This is a genomic window from Gordonia prachuapensis (genome assembly GCF_036350515.1).
GTDB lineage: Bacteria > Actinomycetota > Actinomycetes > Mycobacteriales > Mycobacteriaceae > Gordonia > Gordonia prachuapensis.
Genome location: NZ_JAZDUE010000012.1, coordinates 1 through 18,353 on the forward strand (window position 1 = coordinate 1; position 18,353 = coordinate 18,353).

Annotated in this window: 15 protein-coding genes; 7 read left to right on the forward strand and 8 right to left on the reverse strand. The window is 66.9% G+C overall.

Annotation, left to right across the window (positions count from 1 at the left end; all coding sequences use genetic code 11):
* Window positions 1-54: 54 nt before the first annotated feature.
* Complete coding sequence (locus tag V1Y59_RS14820) at window positions 55-1,311, reverse strand: ABC transporter substrate-binding protein (RefSeq protein WP_330505733.1); 1,257 nt, start codon at window positions 1,309-1,311, stop codon at window positions 55-57.
* A 308-nt stretch (window positions 1,312-1,619) separates the two neighbouring features.
* Window positions 1,620-3,206: an MFS transporter gene (locus V1Y59_RS14825; protein WP_330505734.1), complete on the reverse strand. Its 1,587-nt coding sequence runs from the start codon at window positions 3,204-3,206 to the stop codon at window positions 1,620-1,622.
* A 149-nt stretch (window positions 3,207-3,355) separates the two neighbouring features.
* On the opposite strand from V1Y59_RS14825, the gene V1Y59_RS14830 reads away from it, so the two are divergent.
* Window positions 3,356-4,384 (forward strand): TIGR00341 family protein, encoded by a 1,029-nt coding sequence (locus V1Y59_RS14830; RefSeq protein WP_330505735.1) that lies wholly within the window; start codon window positions 3,356-3,358, stop codon window positions 4,382-4,384.
* Window positions 4,385-4,402: 18 nt separating this feature from the next.
* On the opposite strand, the gene V1Y59_RS14835 is transcribed toward V1Y59_RS14830, so the two are convergent.
* Complete coding sequence (locus V1Y59_RS14835; protein WP_330505736.1) at window positions 4,403-5,056, reverse strand: GAP family protein; 654 nt, start codon at window positions 5,054-5,056, stop codon at window positions 4,403-4,405.
* Window positions 5,057-5,182: 126 nt separating this feature from the next.
* On the opposite strand from V1Y59_RS14835, the gene V1Y59_RS14840 reads away from it, so the two are divergent.
* The 3 genes from V1Y59_RS14840 to V1Y59_RS14850 all read left to right on the forward strand — a co-directional run bounded on the left by V1Y59_RS14840 (window position 5,183) and on the right by V1Y59_RS14850 (window position 9,352).
* Window positions 5,183-6,133 carry a DUF1214 domain-containing protein gene (locus V1Y59_RS14840; RefSeq protein WP_330505737.1) on the forward strand — a complete coding sequence of 317 codons (951 nt, stop codon included), beginning with the start codon at window positions 5,183-5,185 and terminating at the stop codon, window positions 6,131-6,133.
* A 68-nt stretch (window positions 6,134-6,201) separates the two neighbouring features.
* On the forward strand, window positions 6,202-7,896 hold the full coding sequence (locus V1Y59_RS14845; RefSeq protein WP_330505738.1) for a SulP family inorganic anion transporter: 1,695 nt from the start codon (window positions 6,202-6,204) through the stop codon (window positions 7,894-7,896).
* A gap of 58 nt (window positions 7,897-7,954) precedes the next feature.
* Window positions 7,955-9,352, forward strand: a complete 1,398-nt coding sequence (locus tag V1Y59_RS14850; RefSeq protein ID WP_330505739.1) for an amidohydrolase family protein — start codon at window positions 7,955-7,957, stop codon at window positions 9,350-9,352.
* Window positions 9,353-9,355: 3 nt separating this feature from the next.
* Here V1Y59_RS14850 and V1Y59_RS14855 read toward each other — a convergent pair whose 3' ends face one another.
* Window positions 9,356-10,528 (reverse strand): ATP-grasp domain-containing protein, encoded by a 1,173-nt coding sequence (locus V1Y59_RS14855; protein WP_330505740.1) that lies wholly within the window; start codon window positions 10,526-10,528, stop codon window positions 9,356-9,358.
* Between the two features lie 218 nt (window positions 10,529-10,746).
* Here V1Y59_RS14855 and V1Y59_RS14860 point away from each other — a divergent pair, with 218 nt between their 5' ends.
* On the forward strand, window positions 10,747-11,715 hold the full coding sequence (locus V1Y59_RS14860; protein WP_330505741.1) for an EamA/RhaT family transporter: 969 nt from the start codon (window positions 10,747-10,749) through the stop codon (window positions 11,713-11,715).
* Window positions 11,716-11,790: 75 nt separating this feature from the next.
* On the opposite strand, the gene V1Y59_RS14865 is transcribed toward V1Y59_RS14860, so the two are convergent.
* Window positions 11,791-12,675, reverse strand: coding sequence for an SCO6745 family protein (locus tag V1Y59_RS14865; protein ID WP_330505742.1), 885 nt, complete (start codon window positions 12,673-12,675; stop codon window positions 11,791-11,793).
* A 123-nt stretch (window positions 12,676-12,798) separates the two neighbouring features.
* Here V1Y59_RS14865 and V1Y59_RS14870 point away from each other — a divergent pair, with 123 nt between their 5' ends.
* Window positions 12,799-13,248, forward strand: coding sequence for a nuclear transport factor 2 family protein (locus V1Y59_RS14870; RefSeq protein ID WP_330505743.1), 450 nt, complete (start codon window positions 12,799-12,801; stop codon window positions 13,246-13,248).
* Window positions 13,249-13,252: 4 nt separating this feature from the next.
* A complete protein-coding gene (locus tag V1Y59_RS14875; protein WP_330505885.1) occupies window positions 13,253-13,930 on the forward strand; it encodes a phosphoribosyltransferase in 678 nt (225 codons plus the stop codon).
* On the opposite strand, the gene V1Y59_RS14880 is transcribed toward V1Y59_RS14875, so the two are convergent.
* The 3 genes from V1Y59_RS14880 to V1Y59_RS14890 form a co-directional block, all read right to left on the reverse strand.
* A complete protein-coding gene (locus tag V1Y59_RS14880; RefSeq protein ID WP_330505744.1) occupies window positions 13,916-16,531 on the reverse strand; it encodes a helix-turn-helix transcriptional regulator in 2,616 nt (871 codons plus the stop codon). The two genes, V1Y59_RS14875 and V1Y59_RS14880, sit on opposite strands and share 15 nt — an antisense overlap.
* Window positions 16,532-16,617: 86 nt before the next feature.
* Window positions 16,618-17,370 carry an ABC transporter permease gene (locus tag V1Y59_RS14885; RefSeq protein ID WP_330505745.1) on the reverse strand — a complete coding sequence of 251 codons (753 nt, stop codon included), beginning with the start codon at window positions 17,368-17,370 and terminating at the stop codon, window positions 16,618-16,620.
* The gene (locus tag V1Y59_RS14890; protein WP_330505746.1) at window positions 17,367-18,323 is read right to left on the reverse strand and encodes an ABC transporter ATP-binding protein; all 957 of its coding nucleotides are present in this window, start codon (window positions 18,321-18,323) and stop codon (window positions 17,367-17,369) included. The genes V1Y59_RS14885 and V1Y59_RS14890 overlap by 4 nt, the downstream gene beginning before the upstream one ends.
* Window positions 18,324-18,353: the final 30 nt, after the last annotated feature.

The following is an 18,353-nucleotide window of genomic DNA, read 5'->3' on the forward strand; positions in this document are numbered from 1 at the left end:
CCCCCCCCCCCCCCCCCCGACCCGTTGATCACCGTTGCGCTGGATTCCGTTGCGCTAGATGGCGCCCGGAATCAGTCGGAGCACGTCCGGGTTCGGGGTGATGTAGCCACCGCCAACCGGTTCGGTGGTGCGGTCACCGGTCACCTCGAACAGCAACATCTCGGTGGTGCAGTTCGGCGTCGTCGGCTTGTTGCAGGTGAGCTGCGGGCCAAGGAAGCTCTGGAAGTCCGTGAGCCCCTTCAGTCCTGCCAGGACGTTAGGTCCGGTGAAATCGGTGACGTTGGCCGTGTTGAGACCGTTCACGAAGTCGACCAGCGTGGCGAAGGTGCCGTAGGCGTAGAAGCCGCCGGTTCCCTCGGTGTCCTCGACATAACCCTCGGCGACCTCCAGGTTGGATTTCGCGGGCTCCGGAGCGGACTCCATCGACGGCGGCTGCCAGATCGGCGAGTAGGTCTGCGCGCCGACCGCGTCGGCACCCATGGTGTCGATGAACTCGGTGCACGCGGCCATGAACATGGTGCCCTGATATCCCACCGACCGCAGCGACTGCGCCAACTGGGTGCAGGTGTTGTCGTTGGGTGAGGTCATCAGACCGGCAGCGGCCGGGTCACCGTCGGAGAGCGTGGTCGCCAAGGCGGTGAAGTTGGGTCCCGCCGGCGGATAGTAGATGCCGTTGACGTCGATGCCCAGCTGCTGACCAAGCGGCACCATCAAGGTGTCGAAGACCTGGTGTGCCTGCGGGAGGTCGGCGTTCGCAAGGGTCAGCGACGTCTTGTCCGCCTCACGCAGCGACTGCATGAAGCCGACCAGGAATGCGGCGGCAGGAGGTCCGAAGTAGACGCGGTTGTCCGCGGCTGCACCGGTGGCCGTGTTGAACGGGATCTGACCGACCATCGGGATTCCGGCGGAGGTCAGGATCGGGACGGCCGCCTGCGACTCCGAGTTGTACCCGTCGATCGCCGCCACGACGCCCGCCTGGACGAACTGGTTCGCACACGAGATCGTCGATTCCGGCGCGGTCTGGTCGATGCCGCAGTCGATGATCTCGAGGGGGCGGCCGGCGATTCCGCCGATCTGGTTGTTGATGTACTCGAGTGCGGCTTCCTTGCCGGTGGTGACGCCGGGCTGGGTGCCGGGTCCCTGCGACGGATTGAAGAGTCCGACCCTGATCGGCTCGCCGCTGGCCGCGACGCCGCTCTCGTCTGCGGCACCACCCCCGTTGTCGCCACTGTCCTCGGTACACGAGACGAGGGCGAACGCACATGCCGCGGCCACGGCGGCCGCGAACACGCGACCAGTTCTCCTACGCATACTCACATGCCTTTCCCGCCGGTTCCGGGCACGACTGTTCGACCCGGGAGGGCTTCGAGTTTTCAGAGTTGAGCGCCGGACCGCCGGCGGCGGTTCGGGGGCCCGATCGACAGATTGTGATCTGAACCACTCGCAACGTAGCTGCTGCCTTACAGCCGTGTCAAGCTGTTCTGGGAACCCAAATGTTCTGTCCCCGAATGTCACCCGCACCGCAACGTGGGTCAGATGTCCAGAAAGTCACGCGTTCATCAGACACGTGACAACGCCTATCGTCACATTTCGGACATCGAGATAACGGCTGGTGCGGCTCAGTCGGTGAGCCGTTGCTGCGACGCGTAGCGGGCCATCGCCTCACGCTCTTTCGCGCGGTTCGGATACCCGAACGCCACGATGACCGCGCCGAGGACGACCACGATGATCGCAGCACCGTATGCGCGGGAATCTCCGTCCACGAACGCATTTCGGGCGGCGTCCATGATCTGCTCGGCGTACTGCGGGTAGCGGGAGGCCAATACCTCGGCGCTCGAGAACGACTTGGTGAGCGCGGCCTCGGTCTGCGCGGTGACCTGGTCGGCCTCCGGCGAGGACGCGATGGAATCCGACAGCGCGCTCGCATAGCCGGCGGTGAGGATGGCGCCGAGAAGTGACTGCATGATGGCCCCACCGAGATCCCGCTGCAGATCCGACATGCTCGACGCCATCCCGGCACGCTGCACCGGAACCGAACCGGTGAGGGAATGGGACGCAGGGGTACCGGCGAAACCCACACCGATGCCGATCAGCAGGTACGCGCCGATGACCGCCCAGACAGATGCCCCTTCGTCCCACGTGAGGAATGCGACCAGGAGTCCGGCGACGATGAAGACATAGCCGACGAGCAAGGTGAATCGCGAGCCCATGGACTCCACCAGCTTCGCCGATTGCGGAGCCACCACCACCATCGCGCCGGCGGCGGGGATGATCATCGCCCCCGCCTCCAGCGTCGAGTAACCCAGCACGTTCTGCAGGAACTGCTGCCCGATGAACATGGCGCCCATGAGTGTGCCGAACACGATGATGCCGCCGACCGCGGCGACCCAGAACGTTCTTCGGCGCGCGATGCGCAGGTCGAACAGCGGCACCCGGACGCGCAGCTGACGTATGACGAATGCGACGGCCGCGACCAACGCGATCGCGGTGAGGACGAGGACGGCCGTCACCATGTTCCCGAGCGGCGCGAAGTTGAGCGCGAGCACCGTGGCGCCCACCAGGACGATCGACAGGATGCCGCCGATGTTGTCCGGGGTGGCGGCAGCGTCGCCGTCGTCGGCGGGCACCACGAACCACGCACCGACGAGCGCGACCACGGCGAGCGGCAGGGTCACCAGGAACACCGAGTTCCAGTCGAACACCTCCAGCAGCCCGCCCGACAGCACCGGTCCGGACGCCGAGATCGCGGCTCCGAACGCCGACCACGCCGCGATCGCCTTGGTGCGCCTGGCACCTGACCAGAGAGCGGTGATCACGGCCAGCGTCGTCGGGTAGGCGAGGCCCGCCGAGATACCTCCGACGACGCGGGCACCGAACAACACCTCGAAATTCGGTGCGAGACCGGCCACCAGCGACGCCGGTATCGACAGTGTCATGCCGTACACCAGCATTCGTTTGCGTCCGTAACGATCTCCGAGGGCGCCGAAGTAGAGCACCGACGCCGCCAGGCCGAGCGAGTAGCCGACCGCGATCAGATTCAGCTGTGTCGAACTCGCATCGAGCGCCTCACCGATGTCGGGTAGGGCCACATTGGCAACGGCGAGATTGATGTTCGCGACACCGGCCACGAGGATCAGCGCGGCCAGAACGATGGGGGCGCGCAGCGGCGCCACACCGTCCTCGGTCCGCGAACCCGTGGCCACCACGCATCGAGCGTAGGCCGACATCCGAGGGCGGGTATCTCACGTGCGGGAATTCGTGCTGCGAGAGTCACATTCGGGCCACTTTCGGGCGCGCGGTCGGCTTTGCTCCCGGGCGTCTGCCTAAGATCACCGACGAAGGCACACCGACCACGGTGGTGTGGCACGAACAGAAAGGCGCCGCCGCGGTGCTCAACCTCATCCCCGACTCGCAACGACGCACACTCGACGAGCTCCGCGAACGACTCGACTTCGACGCGGGTGAGAGGTCGTCGAAGCGTTCGGCCTTCTGGATCATGCTCACGCTCTCCGGCATCATCGCCGTCTCGGGTGTGCTCGCCGACAGCACGGCGACCGTGATCGGGGCGATGATCGTCGCGCCGCTGTCCACACCGATCCTCGGAATCGGCCTCGGGATCGTCACGGCCCGGGCCCGGCTGGTGTTGTCGAGTTTCACCTACGTGCTGAGCGGCCTCGTCCTGGTCACGTTCTTCGGGTGGCTGTTCGCCCAGTTGATGCCCGATCCGATCAGCGTGCTCTCCAACTCTCAGGTTCTGGGACGGACCTCGCCGACACTGGTCGACCTGTTCGCGGCGATAGCCACCGGATTCGCGGGCGCCATCGCCATCACACGACGAGACGTCGGGGACGTGCTGCCCGGTGTGGCGATCGCGATCTCGCTGGTGCCGCCGCTGGGTGTCGTCGGAGTCTGCCTGGGGACCGGCTCCCCGTCGCTGGCGCTCGGCGCATTCGTCCTGTTCGCGTCGAACGTCATCGCGATGATCATCACCAGCATCGTCGTGTTCACGACGGCGGGCTATGGGCGCGAGGCCGTCACGGAGGCCACCCACGAAGGGCAGGCCGCGCCGCGGCGCGGACGGGTGTACGTGATCCTGACGGCCGCGCTGATCGTGGTGGCCGTGCCGATGATCATCAACTCGCTGTCCTCGTTGTGGTCGAGTCAGATCGCCGCCGCCGCCGACAGCTGGCTCACGGACGCCGGCGACACCGGCGGCGAGGTCACCGACGTGTCGTGGAGTGGCAGCACGGTCACGGTCAGTGTGCTCGCGCCGCAGGAACTCCCGCCGATCGACGACCTGCAGACGACCGTCGACGACCTCGTGCCGTGGGACCCCGAGGTCGTGGTGGTGCACACAGTGGGTGGTCGGCAGGGCGGGGACTGACGCCCCGACGCGGGGGGACTAGCTGATCCCGGAGATACCTTTGCCGATCAACACGAATCCGATCACCAGGATCAGCACCGCCATGACCGTCGAGTTGTTCGCTTCGAGCCAGACCTTGAGGCGATCCAATGGCTCACGTAGTCGTTGCGCCGCAACCTGGTATGCGATCACCGGGACCGCCACGGTGGTCGCCGCCAGCACGGTGAACACGATCACCGCGACGGTGTCGGAGCCCGCCGACAGGCCGGCCGCCGCGATCGTGACGCCCGCGGCGATGCACATCATCAGGTTCTTGGGATTGATCGCCGACAACGCGAAACCCAAGCCGAGGGCGGCCGGCACCTTCATGTCGTCGATGGCGGCCATCCACTTCGGTGTCGCGTGATCGCCTGTTCGCGACCGCCATTGCCGCAGTCCGACGCTGAGCAGCACGACACCGAGGACCAGCTTGATCCAGCCACCCGCAGTCGATGTCGAGTCGCCGAAGGCCCCGCCCACCAGAACGAAAACCGTTGTGGCGACAGCGATTCCGGCAATCCATCCGATCATGAACCCGATACTCGTGGTGCGCGCGTGGCGACCGAGCAACATGAGGATCGCGCCGATGATCGGGATCGGCGATATCGCGACACCGACGGCCAACGGGAGCAGATCACCGATTACCGAACCCATGTCAATCCCTTCACACGAGGACATCGCCGGTAAGCAACGTACCCGAACGCGAGCCACCCGAAGCAGAACTCACCGTCACGGCACTAGGCTTGTCCACGGCACCGACGCCGATGACAGGGAGAAACGATGACCACCACCGTGACGCCCGAGAGCTATATCCGCGCGGAGGTGGACGGCCGGTTCGCCGTCTTCCAGCAACGCGCCGGCGGGAAAGTCAACGAGTTCTATCTGATCGCGCGACCGGTCCCGACCGACGAGCAGCCGGTGGTGCGGATGAATCGCGACACGCTGTATGGCGGCGGCGTGATCGACACCGCTGAGGGGGCAAGAGTTTACGTCCCCGAGGTCACCGACGGCCGCTACATCTCGCTCATGGTGATCGACAACGACCACTACACCGTCGACATCTTCCACGAACCGGGCTGGCACGAGATCACCTCCCCCACCCGATACTGCGTCGCGGTGCCGCGAGTCGAACTCCACGACATGCACGACGAGGACGAGATCGCCCACGTGGTCGGCATCTTGCACCAGTTCGAGATCGACGCGAAGAGCGCCGAGACCTTCGTCCCAGCCGACTGGGACTACGCCTCGATGTTCGCCTTGCGAGCACAATACGAGGAGGAATTCCGCACGTTCACGCAGTACCCGACCGGTTGGATGGGTCGCCGAGGTGAGACCGATGACGCGACCCGCCATCTCGCCGTCGCCGGCGCGTGGGGACTGTTTCCCGAACACGAGGCCGTGTACATCAATTACGCCGGGCCACGTGATGCGACCAAGGCGTATTCCGCGACCTACACGGTGCCACCGTGTGACGCGTTCTGGTCGATCGCCGTCTACGGCAACGACGCGTTCTTCCACTCGGACAACGCCACCCTCAGTCCCGCCACCACGCAGTACAACGACGACGGCACGTTCACCGTCTACTTCGGCTCCGCCGATGTCGTCGGCGACAAGCCCAACCGGCTCGACATCACCGACGGGTGGAACTTCCTCTTCCGCGTCTACAAGCCGGGTGACAGCGTGCTCGCCCGCGAGTACACGCTGCCCGACGTCGTCGAAGTGAGCGAGTGAATGAGCCGGGCCTCGCAGGCGACATCGCCGGACCGCCGATGATCGGCACCACGTTCTAGGATTCTCCCGTGGCTGTCCTGACCGATCGGCTCAAGCGTCCACGCCTCCGTCTCGGTCGGCCACGCCCGGCCGACGCGGTCTCGGGTCTTGTCACCGCGCTGTTCTCCATCCCGGAAGGCATGGCTTACGCCAGCATCGGCGGATTCAATCCCGTCAACGGCCTGTATTCCGGCATGGTGTCGACCTTGATCGGTTCGGTGTTCTCACGCACCGTCCTGATGGTGACGACGCTGACCAGCGCGATCGCGTTGTCGTCGAAGAGCGTGCTGGAAGCTGCCGACCTCGACCCCACCGACGTCGGCAACATCGCGATGCTGACCATCGCCGTGGGCGCGGTGATGCTGTTGTTCGGCCTGCTGAAGGTCGGCGCGATCATGGACTTCGTCTCCAGCGCGGTGATGACCGGCTTCACCCTCGGCATCGCGGTCCAGATCGTAAGCGGCGTCCTCAAGGATGTGACCGGGTACAACCCGACTTCGCACAACACGCTGGTCAAGTTCGTCGACGCAGCCGCCCATATCTCCCAGTGGTCTGTCGCGGCCGTCACCATCTCGCTGACAACCGTCGCGGTGTGGGCCGTGTTCCGCCTCGTGAAGTCCATCGAGTCCTACGCGATCCTCATCGCCCTGGTCCTCGTCACCGCGATTTCGGCGATCATCGACCCCGACATCGAGACCGTCGGCGACATCGCCGAGATCCCCAACAGCCTCCCGCCGGTCACCGTGCCCGACCTGACGAAGCTGCCCGAACTCATGCTGGGCGCGTTCGCCATCGCACTCGTGGCATTGGCGCAGGCCGCGGGTATCTCGGCGGCCGTCCCGAACCCGGACAAGTCCCGGCCCAGCGCATCCGGCGACTTCGCCGCGCAGGGTGCCGCCAACGTGATCGGCGGATTCTTCGGATCACTGGCGACAGGCGGTTCCCTCTCGCGCACCGGTGTTGCGGTATCGGCCGGCGCACAGACCCGGTGGGCGGGCATCTTCGCCGGCGCCTGGCTGCTCGTCCTGGTCCTCGCCGTCGGATCGGTCGCCCAGATCATCCCGATGGCCGTGATCGGCGGCCTGCTCTTCGTGATCGGTTTCGAGCTCATCGCTGGTCGCTGGGACGACGTCCTTCTGGTCTGGCGCTCGGCCCCGTTGAGCGCTGTCGCCATGGTGGTGACGTTCGTCGCGACGACCCAGATCCCCTTGCAGAACGCGATCCTGGTCGGTGCGGCGATCTCGCTCGTCCTCTACTGCGTACAGGCAGCCAGGTCAGCGGAATTGATCAGCCTGGTCAGGACTTCCGAAGGCTGGCACACCGCGGATCCACCGGCCGAACTCGTGTCGGATTCGGTGACGGTGCTGCATTACTCGGGGGTGTCACTGTTCGCCGAGGTTCCACGGATCTCGGGCGAGTGGCCGCGAGTCGCAGAGCGGGCCACCAGATGTGTGCTGATCCTGAGCGTGCGGACACTGCCTGGCGTCCCGTCGGCGACAGTGCAGAAGCTACTCATGCGTCAGGCGGACATCCTCCGGGAGAGCGGCGGGCGCTTGATCATTGCCGGGGTCCCACCGGACCTGCGGCAACGGATGCAGCGGGCCGGGCTGCTCGACGACATCGGGGCGGACAACGTCTTCCTCGCCACCGGCGTGCTCTTCGAGTCACTCGAGAAGGCCTACACGGAGGCCGAGCGCTGGGTCGTCGAACAGAAACAGCGGTGACCACGATTCGAGAGCACTCATCCGGCCGTTTCGGTCCGTGTGTGTTTTCGTGTTCCGGGTGAGCACCACTCATCTCGGTCAGATCTTCCATGTCGCCGGCAGCCCGACGGTCTTCGGCGCCGACGACTCGTTGGCGTGGTTCTCCGACGGCGCGCTCGTCGTCGACGACGCGGGCACGGTCGTCTACTGCGGGCCGCGTGAGGGGCGGCCGGCCGACGATGCAGAGGTGATCGACGACCACGGCGACGCCTTCCTGATCCCCGGTTTCGTCGACACCCATATCCACTTCCCGCAGACGTACTCGGTCGACGCCTATGGAGGCGGCCAGTTGCTGGAGTGGCTGGACTCGTGCATCTTTCCCGCCGAAGCGCGGCTCGCCGATCCGGCGTTCGCCGAGCAGATCGCCCGCGACTTCACGGCCCGGCGGATTGCCGCAGGCACCACAGCGGCGATGGTATTCGGGTCAGCGTTCAGTCACGCCCAGGACGCGCTGTTCGCCGAGACACGACGCGTCGGGTTGCGGCTGATCAGTGGCCGGGGCATCCAGACGGTCGGCGGACCGTCGGCGCAGGCGTTGCTCACCTCCGAGCGCGATGCCGTCGAGCTCACCGCCGCGGAGATCGACCGATGGCACGCAGCGGACACCGGATCGGTGGACACTGCCCTTCTGCACGCCGCGATCGTGCCGCGGTTCTCGTTGTCGGTGACCACCGACACCCTCGCCGCGCTGGGCGAACTGTACGACGACGTGCGCGATCGAGGGGTGTACGTGCACACCCACCTCAACGAGAACAACCGACCCGGGACCGGCGAGATCGACATGGTGAAGCGGAGTTTCGAGGTCGCCTCCTATCTCGACACCTACGACGGGAAGTTTCTGCCGGGCGGCCGCGTGGGCGGCAAGAGCCTGCTGGGTCGGCGCACGGTGATGGCACATGCGGTGCACTGCACCGACGGCGAGCTCACCCGAATGGCCGAGACAGGTACCTCGATCGCGCATTGTCCAGTGTCGCAATTATTCTTGGGCTCGGGCACCATGCCGTGGCGTCGCACCGTCGAGGCCGGGGTGACCGTCGCCGCCGGCACCGATGTGGGGGCCGGCGACGAATGGCTGATCTCGCGCGTCCTGTCCGACGCGTTCAAGGTGCATCTCAGCGAGCCCGGCGATGCGAGTGTGGCGATTCATCCGGCCGAAATGCTGTTCACCGGAACGCTTGCCGGCGCCCGAGCGCTCGACATGGAGGAGCGCTTCGGCAACTTCGACGTGGGCAAGGAAGCCGACTTCCTGGTGATCCGGCCCGAGCGCTGGGCACCGTTGGAAGCGATTCTGGCGCATGGTGTTCGCGCCGACGACGACCGGACAGCCCGCGACCAGACCCTGTTCGCGCTGCTGATGGGTCTGCGTGAACCCGCCATCGCCGAGGTCTATGTCCGTGGCGCACGTGTCACGGCCTGACCCTCACTCCGAGATGCGCAGACCGTCCCAGGTGTGGTCGTGCATGAAGCCCTCGGCCAGACCCACCCGGTACTTGATGCAGCTCCGCATGATGCCCAGATATGCCAGCGGCAGCATGAGTGCCGGCCGGTTGTCGCCGGGCGCACCGACGACGTCGCGCGCACCGCGGAAGTCGTGGAGGAACTGCCACAGACTCCGGTCACCCCGGGAATCCTTGCGCCAGCCGTAGAGCAGCATGCCCAACCCGATCATCTTGTCCACGGTGGCATCGGGGGTGATCACGTCGTCGTTCTCCCCGAAGAACGCCCGATCGACCCGGTCCTCCGGGGCGAACATCATGATGCCGCTCGTCGCACGTGGATTGCATTCGATGCAGTAGAGACCGCGTTCGGGATGCTCGATGAAGTCGAACCCCACCTGCCCGGTGAAGTTCATCTCGCGCACGAAGTCCTCGATCCACGCGTAGATCCCGTCATGCTGCACGGACCGGAAGTTCAGACATGAACTGCCGCCGATGGCGTAGTCGACCGGATACGTCGCGTGCGCATGTATGCGGCCGTCGTGCACGACCGAGTACGTGCAGTACTGCGTCCCCGACACCCATTCCTGCGCGAGCCACGGATTGAGCGGATCGAACTCCAACCAGTCGAGCGAGTCCCCCGGCGACACTTTGTGAACCGTCTGTGAGCCTCGGGAATAGCATTCTTTGAGAGCGAACGGGGCATCGAAATCGAGCGCGGCCACGTCCTGCGGCCCCCGGACCTCGGCGTACTTCATCGTCTGAATGCGCCGTGCGGTGAGCAGTTCCTGGAACTCGAACTTGTTGTGGAGACGGTTCTCCGTGTCGAAATCGGAAAGAAACAATTCGCATTCCGGCGGGAAGATGTCCACCATCATCGACAGGATGTCGGTCTCCTCGTGAATGGGGATGACCATGTCGACCTTCTCGTCGGCGACGATCTTCGCCAGCGCGTGACAGTAGGCGCGGGGCTCGAACTTCGGCGCCGGCACTCGATGAAACGCCGACGTCGCGTGGGAGAACCTGGTGATCCCGATCGGGATGCTGTCGACGATGGCGACCCGGTGACCGGCCGCCGACATCAATCGGGCCAATTCGAGGGTCAGAAACGACCGCCCGAAGGTGATCAGGACGTGCTTGCGCTCGGAAGTGCCCACCGACGTGAGTGTAGGGAGACCCTTCTCGGGTTCTGTTGTCGGTGTCGGGGTCTACGGTGTCTGTGTCTGTATTGCCTGTACCCGGGTCATCTGATACCTGCGTCATCCGATACCTGAGTCATCCGATCGCTCGAAAAAGGAATAGGCACTCAGAAGGCAGCGTTGCACAATGCTGTCGTGTGGCCCGGCCTGTCGAGACCAGTGCAGGAGGTTGTCGAATGTTCGTGATCGGCGTCATCGCCGCGTGTCTGGCTGCCGTGGCCTACGGCATGTCGACCGTGCTGCGTGCGCTCGGCGCACGCCGGGTCGCGATGACCGCTCGCGACGAGGGGACCGAATCGCGGCACACGAACGCCGCCGGCGGTCCGTCGCTGCATTCCACCACGTCGACATTCATGGACCCGGCTTTCATCCTCGGCACCCTGCTGGTCGTCATCGGTTTCGCCGGTGGCGCCTTGGCGGCGCGGTTCCTCCCGTTGTTCCTGTCGCAGACCATCGTCTCGGCCAACCTCGTGGTCACCGCACTGCTCGGCACCATCATGTTGAGTATCGCGCTGCATCTGCGGGACTGGGTCGCGATCTGGCTCGTCGTGCTGTCGCTGTGCCTGCTCGGGCTGGCGGCCGAGAAACACACCGGCGGCGGCGAGAGTGCCATCTTCCACTGGGAGCTGTTCGTCGCCACGCTGATCCTCTGCGCATTCGCGCTGTTCGGCGTCTACCGACTGGGCAAGCACGCCGCGATCGTGGGTGGCGCCATGGCGGGCCTGCTGTTCGGCATGATCGCGATCGCGGTGCGTGTCCTCGACGGCGTACAGCCCACCTTCGACCCGGTCGTCCTCCTGCGCGACCCGGCCGCGTGGACGATCGCGGTCGCCGGTGCGGTCGGCTTCTTCGTGCAGACCGTCGCGCTCCAGATCGGCGCCGTCAACGGGGTCACCGCCGTGCTCGTGGTCGGTGAGACCGCGGGCCCCAGCCTGGTCGGCGTACTCTTCCTCGGCGACGCCGCCAAACCCGGCCTCGAGTGGCTTGCGATCGTCGGCTTCGCCGGAGCGGTGGTCGGTGCGGTGCTGGTGGCCTGGTACGGCGCCGGCGATCCCGACCATTTCGGCGAGGCCCCACCCATGAAGGGCGGCTGGCGTCGCGGCCGCGAGACGGAATCCGAGTCCCGGTCCGAGTCGGCGTCCTGACGTTCCGGCCGCACCTTCCGCTTCTGGCCGCAGTTCCAGGTCCAAGCCGGACTCCGGAACTGCGGCCAGAACGCGTCAGTCCTTCTTGCGAGTGCCGGGCAGGATGCCCGCGTCGATGACGGCCTTCACGTATGGGCGGGTGCGCGCCAGCAGGTCGTCGACTCCGCTACCGGACCACGCGGGTGCCGACAACAGATCGGTCTCGTCCTCGATGGCCCCATAGAGCGTTGCGCCCGCATCGGTGAGCCGATGGCCGTCGTCGGTGCGTTCGACCACACCGCGGGCGGCGAGGCGATCGACCGAGGCCTCCCATTCCTCGTCGGACCAGCCACGGGTGAGCTGGACCAGTTTGCGGCCGAGCACGCGACGTTGGACGGTCGGGTCCGGGAGTTCGGCCTCGTGGAACACCACGGCGTCGATCCCGCCGAGCTGATGGTTGACGAGCGCCGCGATGTGGTTGTCGCCGCGCCACTCCCGGATGATCGCGATGGCATGCCAGAGCGCGACGTGCGGAACGTCGGGGACGGCCGACGCGCCCCACCCGGCCGCCAGCGGACGCCCACCCATCGGCAGGTCGACAGCGATCTCGCGGTAACGCTTCTCCAGTTCGCGGATCTCGGCGTCGTCGATGCGGTCGCCGAGCACGGCCCGGAGCTGTTCGTCGAGCATCTGGTCACGCCGGGCGGCGACCCGGTCGAGTCCGACCTCCCGGGCCGCGGTCCAGGCCGGGACGATCACCTCCGGGGAGAAGTTGTAGAAGGCCGCGGTGACGAGCGCAGCGTCGCAGTCACCCATCGGCGCGCCGCGGGCACCCACGTAGAACGCACGCGAGTCGAGCCCGGTGTCCTCCTGGGCTGCCCGGTGACCTCGGTTGAAGTAGGCGAGAACGTGGAACGGCTCGAGGGTCTCGTAGGCCTTGCGGGCGGTCTGGTGATCGGCGTCGCCGACGGGTGAGGTCATGCGGTCCACACTCGCGTCAGGGGCCGACACTGTCAACCGCCTCATCTGCCGCCACGGCCTACCACCCGCATCCGGTCGGCCAAATCCTCCCGCCGCGATCACCGACCCGGTAGATGTTGACTCATGGACGATCTCGACGCGATCAAGCAACTCAAGTACCGCTACCTCCGTGCCCTCGACACGAAGGACTGGGATGTGTTCGCCGAGACACTGACCGCCGACGTGACCGGCGAGTACGGGTCGAGTCTGAGCTTCACCACGCGCGACGAACTCGTCGACTTCATGCGCACGTCGGTCGGCCCCGCGGTGATCACCGAGCACCGCGTCACCCATCCGGAGATCGACGTCGAGGGCGACGAGGCGACCGGGCGCTGGTACCTGCAGGACCGGGTCATCGTGCCGGACTTCCAGTTCATGTTGTTCGGTGCCGCGTTCTACGCCGATCGGTATCGGCGGACCGAACACGGCTGGCGGATCTGCGCCACCGGCTACGACCGCACCTACGAGGCGAAGATGAACCTGGCCGACGTGCCCAGCTTCGCCCTCGATGTCGGCCCGGCGATCCGGGTGTGACGTGATGTCGCCGCGTGGTGGGACCTTCGCGAACCGGCTCGACGCCGGCGCTGCACTGGGGCGGCGACTGAGCAACGATCGCACGCTGGTCTCCTCGGCGGATCAGGTCGTCGTCCTCGGTCTCGCGCGCGGTGGCGTACCGGTGGCCCGGGAGGTGGCGACCGCGCTGGGCGCCCACCTCGATGTGCTCGTGGTGCGCAAGCTGGGCGCGCCCAGCCATCCCGAGTTCGCGATGGGCGCCATCGCGGCGGGCGAGATCGTCGTCAACGACGACGTGCCCCGCCGGCTCGGTGTCTCGGCGGAGCAGTTCCAGCAGATCGTCGACCGCGAAGATCGCATCCGGGTCGACCGGGAGCACCGTTATCGTGAAGGGCGCGAACCGGTCTCACTCGCCGGACGGATCGTCGTGCTGGTCGACGACGGCTTGGCCACCGGGTCGACGATGGAGGTGGCGCTGCGGGCCGTCCACGCCGCCGGGGCGAGTGCGGCGATCGTCGCCGTACCGACCGGCCCGCGGGATGTGCTGGACCGATTCGGCCGCGACAGGCACGTCGACGACGTGGTGTGCGTGACGACCCCGGAGCCGTTCTACGCCGTCGGCGGCTCCTACGACGACTTCCGCCAGGTGTCCGACGACGAGGTGCGGCGCTGTCTGAGGTCCGCGGACTCAGGCGGTGGGTGAGTTCGCCTTGAGCAGCAGCGCGGCGATCTCGGAACGGTCGGCCACGTCGAGTTTGGTGCACGCCCGGTAGATGTGGCCCTCGACCGTGCGAACCGACACGGTGAGCCGTTGAGCGATCTCCTTGTTGGACAATCCGGCGGCGACCAGATTCGCGATCTCCCGCTCACGGGTGGTCAACGGTAATGGCTGTGCAGCCTCCACCAGCGCCGGGGTGCGCAGGCCACCGCACTCCGAGGCGAGACGGTTGGCCACCGCAGCGGACGCCACGGTGGCGGCCCGACTGCCGTCGGCCTCGTGCAGCACACTTGCCTGCGCGGCCGTGTCGGCAGCGGAGAGCTTGAACCCGAGTTTCTCGAATTCGGTTGCGCACAAATCGAGTTCGACCGCGTCGCGCGCCTCCAGCGCTTCCGCATGCCGGGCGTAGAGACCCACGAGCGGGCCGTCGATCCGCGTGGCCAACTCCTGCAGCCGGGCGGCGCCGGATGCGTCGGAGAACCGTGCGGCGGAGTGCAGCGCCTCCGCCTCGATCGCGAACTGGGCGGACGCACGCGCGTCGTCGGCAGCTTTCAGCGCGGTCTGCACGGCCAGCGAAACAGTGCCCGCGGCGGCCTCCTGCCACGACTTCGCGATGGCGAGCATCGGACCGAACACCGCGATGTGCCGTCCGTACTTGTCCTGGGCCTTCCGCAACTCGCGCGCCGCGGAGTCGACCTGGCCGCCGGCGCTCAACGCCTGCACCAGATAGAACATCGCCGGATAGTTCCAGGATTCGGCGACGCCGCGACCGCTGTCGAGGGTGGCCAGTGTCTGCTCCATCCGGCGGCCGACCGATGCGCTGTCCCCGCGGGCCATGTCCACCACCGAGACGAGGATGCCCGCCATCCCCCAGCCCAGATACTGCCCGACCGTGGAGAAATGCACGTAGCGGTCGGCGCGCGACGCCGCCTCGTCCAACTGGCCGGTGAGGGTGAGGGCGAGGATCTCACCGAGACCCGCGGGAAAGCGGAGCAGACCGTCGGTCACGGCTTCGGCAACCCGCGCGCGTGCGGCCAGCGCGGCGACCTCGTTGCCCCGACCGGTCACGGCCAGGGCCAGACTGCCGCCGAACACGCCCCACGCCACCGCCCACGGACTGGGGTTGGGCGAGTTGAGCACCTCGTCGGACAACGCGATGGCGTCCTCCACGCGGTTCTCGAAGATCGCACACGTCGACGCGATCCCGGTGACAACGAGCGCGAGGTTGGGGTCGGTGACCTTCTCCTGGAGCATGGCGAGGATCTCGTCGGCGCGATCGGCGTCGCCGATCGCCCAGAAGACGGTGGCGAACCGCAGGCCGCCCCAGAACACCAGCTCGATCTCGTTGAGGTCATCGGGCCGGAATCCGGACAGGACGTCGTCGGCCTCGACCGCGTAGCCCTGCCACATCAGCGACCGGGCCAGTGGTTCGGCGGCGGCGAAACCGCTGCCCTCGGCGACGGCGGCGCGCGCGAATCGTTCACCCAACGGGGCATTGGCGAAGGCCAGGGCGTCGCGCGCGGCAGCGCTCATCAAGCCCGGATCGATGGCGACATCGCTCTCCAGCGCGAGGTCGGCCAGTCGGATGCGTTCGGCGGCGGTGTCGGTGCCGCGGCCCTGCAGCGCCTTGACCAGTTTGCCGCGCAGCCGCCGCGACGACGCGAGCCCGAGCCGGTGGCGGATGACCTCACCGAACAGTGGATGGTTGTACTGCACGGTGAGTCGTCGACCGTCGCGCAGAATCCGCACGAGACCGGCGATCTCCGCCTCTTCCACCGCCTCGTCGCCGGCGAGATCCCCGAGGACGTCGATGTCGAGCGGTTCACACAGGGCCAGATATTTGAGGACCTTGAGGACCGGGTCGTCGAGCTGCTCGATGCGGCTCTCCAGCAGCGACGCGAGTTCCGAGGTGATGGCGGCGCGACCGCGCAGCTGCCAGATGCCGTTGACCTGCCGCAGCGTGCTGGCCTGCCGTGCACCCTCGACGAGGTGCCGCAAGAAGAGCGCGTTGCCGCCGGATGCCTCCCACATGAGGTCGGCCGACAGGCCTTCGAGCTGTCCGCCGAGCACCGATTCGATCAGCTCGACGCTCTGACGTTTGGTGAACGGCGAGAGCGTGATCCGGGTGAGGTGGTTGTCCTTCCACAGTGAGGTCACCGCGTCCGGGACCGACTCGCCGGACCGGACCGTGGCCACGATGTGCACGGCGCGGTCGATGGCCAACTGGTGCAGCAGGGTCGCGGAGAGCTCGTCGAGCAGGTGGGCGTCGTCGACGCCGATCACGACGTTGCCGTCGGCCAGCAGCGACTCGCGGGCCGCCGCCAGATAGGTCACCGGGTCACTGGAGGTCGCCGGCCCCACCAGGTGCGCGAACACGCCGAGAGGGATGCTGCGCGCGGATTCGGTGCCCGCAACCCACCGCACGCCGCCGTCGAGGGCCGAGGTCACGTGGCGCGCCAGGGTGGTCTTGCCGACACCCGAATCGCCGGTCAGCACAACACCACACGCATTCGTCTCACCGCGCAGTGCGGCTTCGATGATGCGGAACTCTTTCTCGCGCTCGACCAGAGGCCAATCGGAGGACATGGCGGAGAGTTTAGTCTCACCGGGTCATCGGTGACACAGGTCAGGGTATGTGTACCGCCGTGGGTGCCCGCCCGGCGACGCGGCGCTCAGGCGTCGCGACGGTCGGTGACGACGATGCCGAGCGCGAAGAGGACGATCGCGAACACCGCGAAGTAGATCAACGATCCATACGCGTTCCAGTGGTAGTCGACGCCGCCGAGCTCCGGGTTGAGGAAGCGGGAGCCGTTCGCGAAGGGCAGGAACGGAGCGATGGCGTCACCGACCCTGGGCAGGATCGACAGGATGCCCTCGATGGCGAGATTCCAGATCAGCACGATGACGATCGCGCCCGCCGTGTGCCGGACGATCGCGCCGACGCCGAGACCGATCAGCACGTAGAACAGCGCCAACAACGGGGTGCCCCAGAGCTGGCGGAGCACCACGGAATCGCCGAGGTCGATGCCGGTCGCGGCGCCACCGGCCGCACGGGCCAGCACGACACCCACGACGGCGAGGACGAGGGTGACCAGGAAGGCGAGCAGACCGAACACCGCGGCCTTCGCGATCAGCACCCGCGACCGGGTCGGCACCGCCTGAAATGTGGTGCGGATGGTCCCGAAACGGTATTCGCTGGTGACGGCCAGCACCGCCATGATCATCAGCACCAGCACGCCGAAAGAGTTGAGGCCGACGAGTGCGGTCCATGCGGCCTGTCCGGGGGTGGGTCCGAGCGATCCGCTGGTGCTCAACGCCGTCACCAGCGCGAGGCCGACGGCGAGGATCGCGACGATCGCGACGCACCAGTACGGGGATCGGGTGGACGTCAGTTTGATGCGCTCGGCATCCATGGTCGCGATCATCGCGGCCCTCCCTGCGTGGGCGCGCCGGCCGGTCCGTGTGGCCCACCGCCCTGGTACTGCACCGCACCCGCGGTCATCGACATGAACACCTCTTCCAACGATGCGGTGGCACCGGTCAACTCGTGCAGGGCGATCCCGGCATGGGCCGCGATGTCGCCGACCTGGTCGGTGACGACGTCGGCGATGTTCAGGACGGGCCGCCCGTCGTTCGCCATTCCCGGGCTGACCGACAGGCCGGCCTCGGCGAGGACGCGGTGGAGTTCGGGCAGTTGCGGGCTGCGCACGCGGACGCTGCTCGATGCCCGGCTGGTGAATTCCCCGACCGAGCAGTCGGCGATCAACCGTCCCTGGCCGATGACGACGAGGTGATCGGCGGTCAGCGACATCTCGGTGAGCAGGTGGCTGGAGACCAGCACCGTGCGGCCTTCGCGCGCAAGGTTGCGCATGAATCCACGGATCCAGACGATGCCCTCGGGGTCGAGCCCGTTGACCGGTTCGTCGAACAGCAGGGTGTGCGGATCGCCGAGCATCGCGCCGGCCAGACCGAGACGTTGCTTCATGCCCAGCGAGAATCCGCCGGCGCGTTTGGACGCCACCGACGAGAGTCCGACCATCTCGAGGACCTCGTCGACCCGCCGCTTCGGGATGCCGTTGGATGCCGCCATCCAGCGCAGATGGGACCGGGCGCTGCGGTTGGGGTGAATCCAGCCGGCGTCCAGCAGCGCGCCGACCTGCCGCAGCGGATGGTCCAGGCCACGGTAGGGCTGCCCGTTGATGGTGACGATGCCCGAGGTCGGACGGTCCAGTCCGAGCATCATGCGCATGGTCGTGGATTTCCCGGCCCCGTTGGGCCCGAGGAATCCGGTCACCACCCCTGGCCGGACCTCGAAGGTGAGGTCCTCGACGGCACGCACCTGCCCGAAGACCTTTGTCAGGTTCTCGACTCTCAGCACGTCCTCGACCTTAGACATCGCGGGTGAACG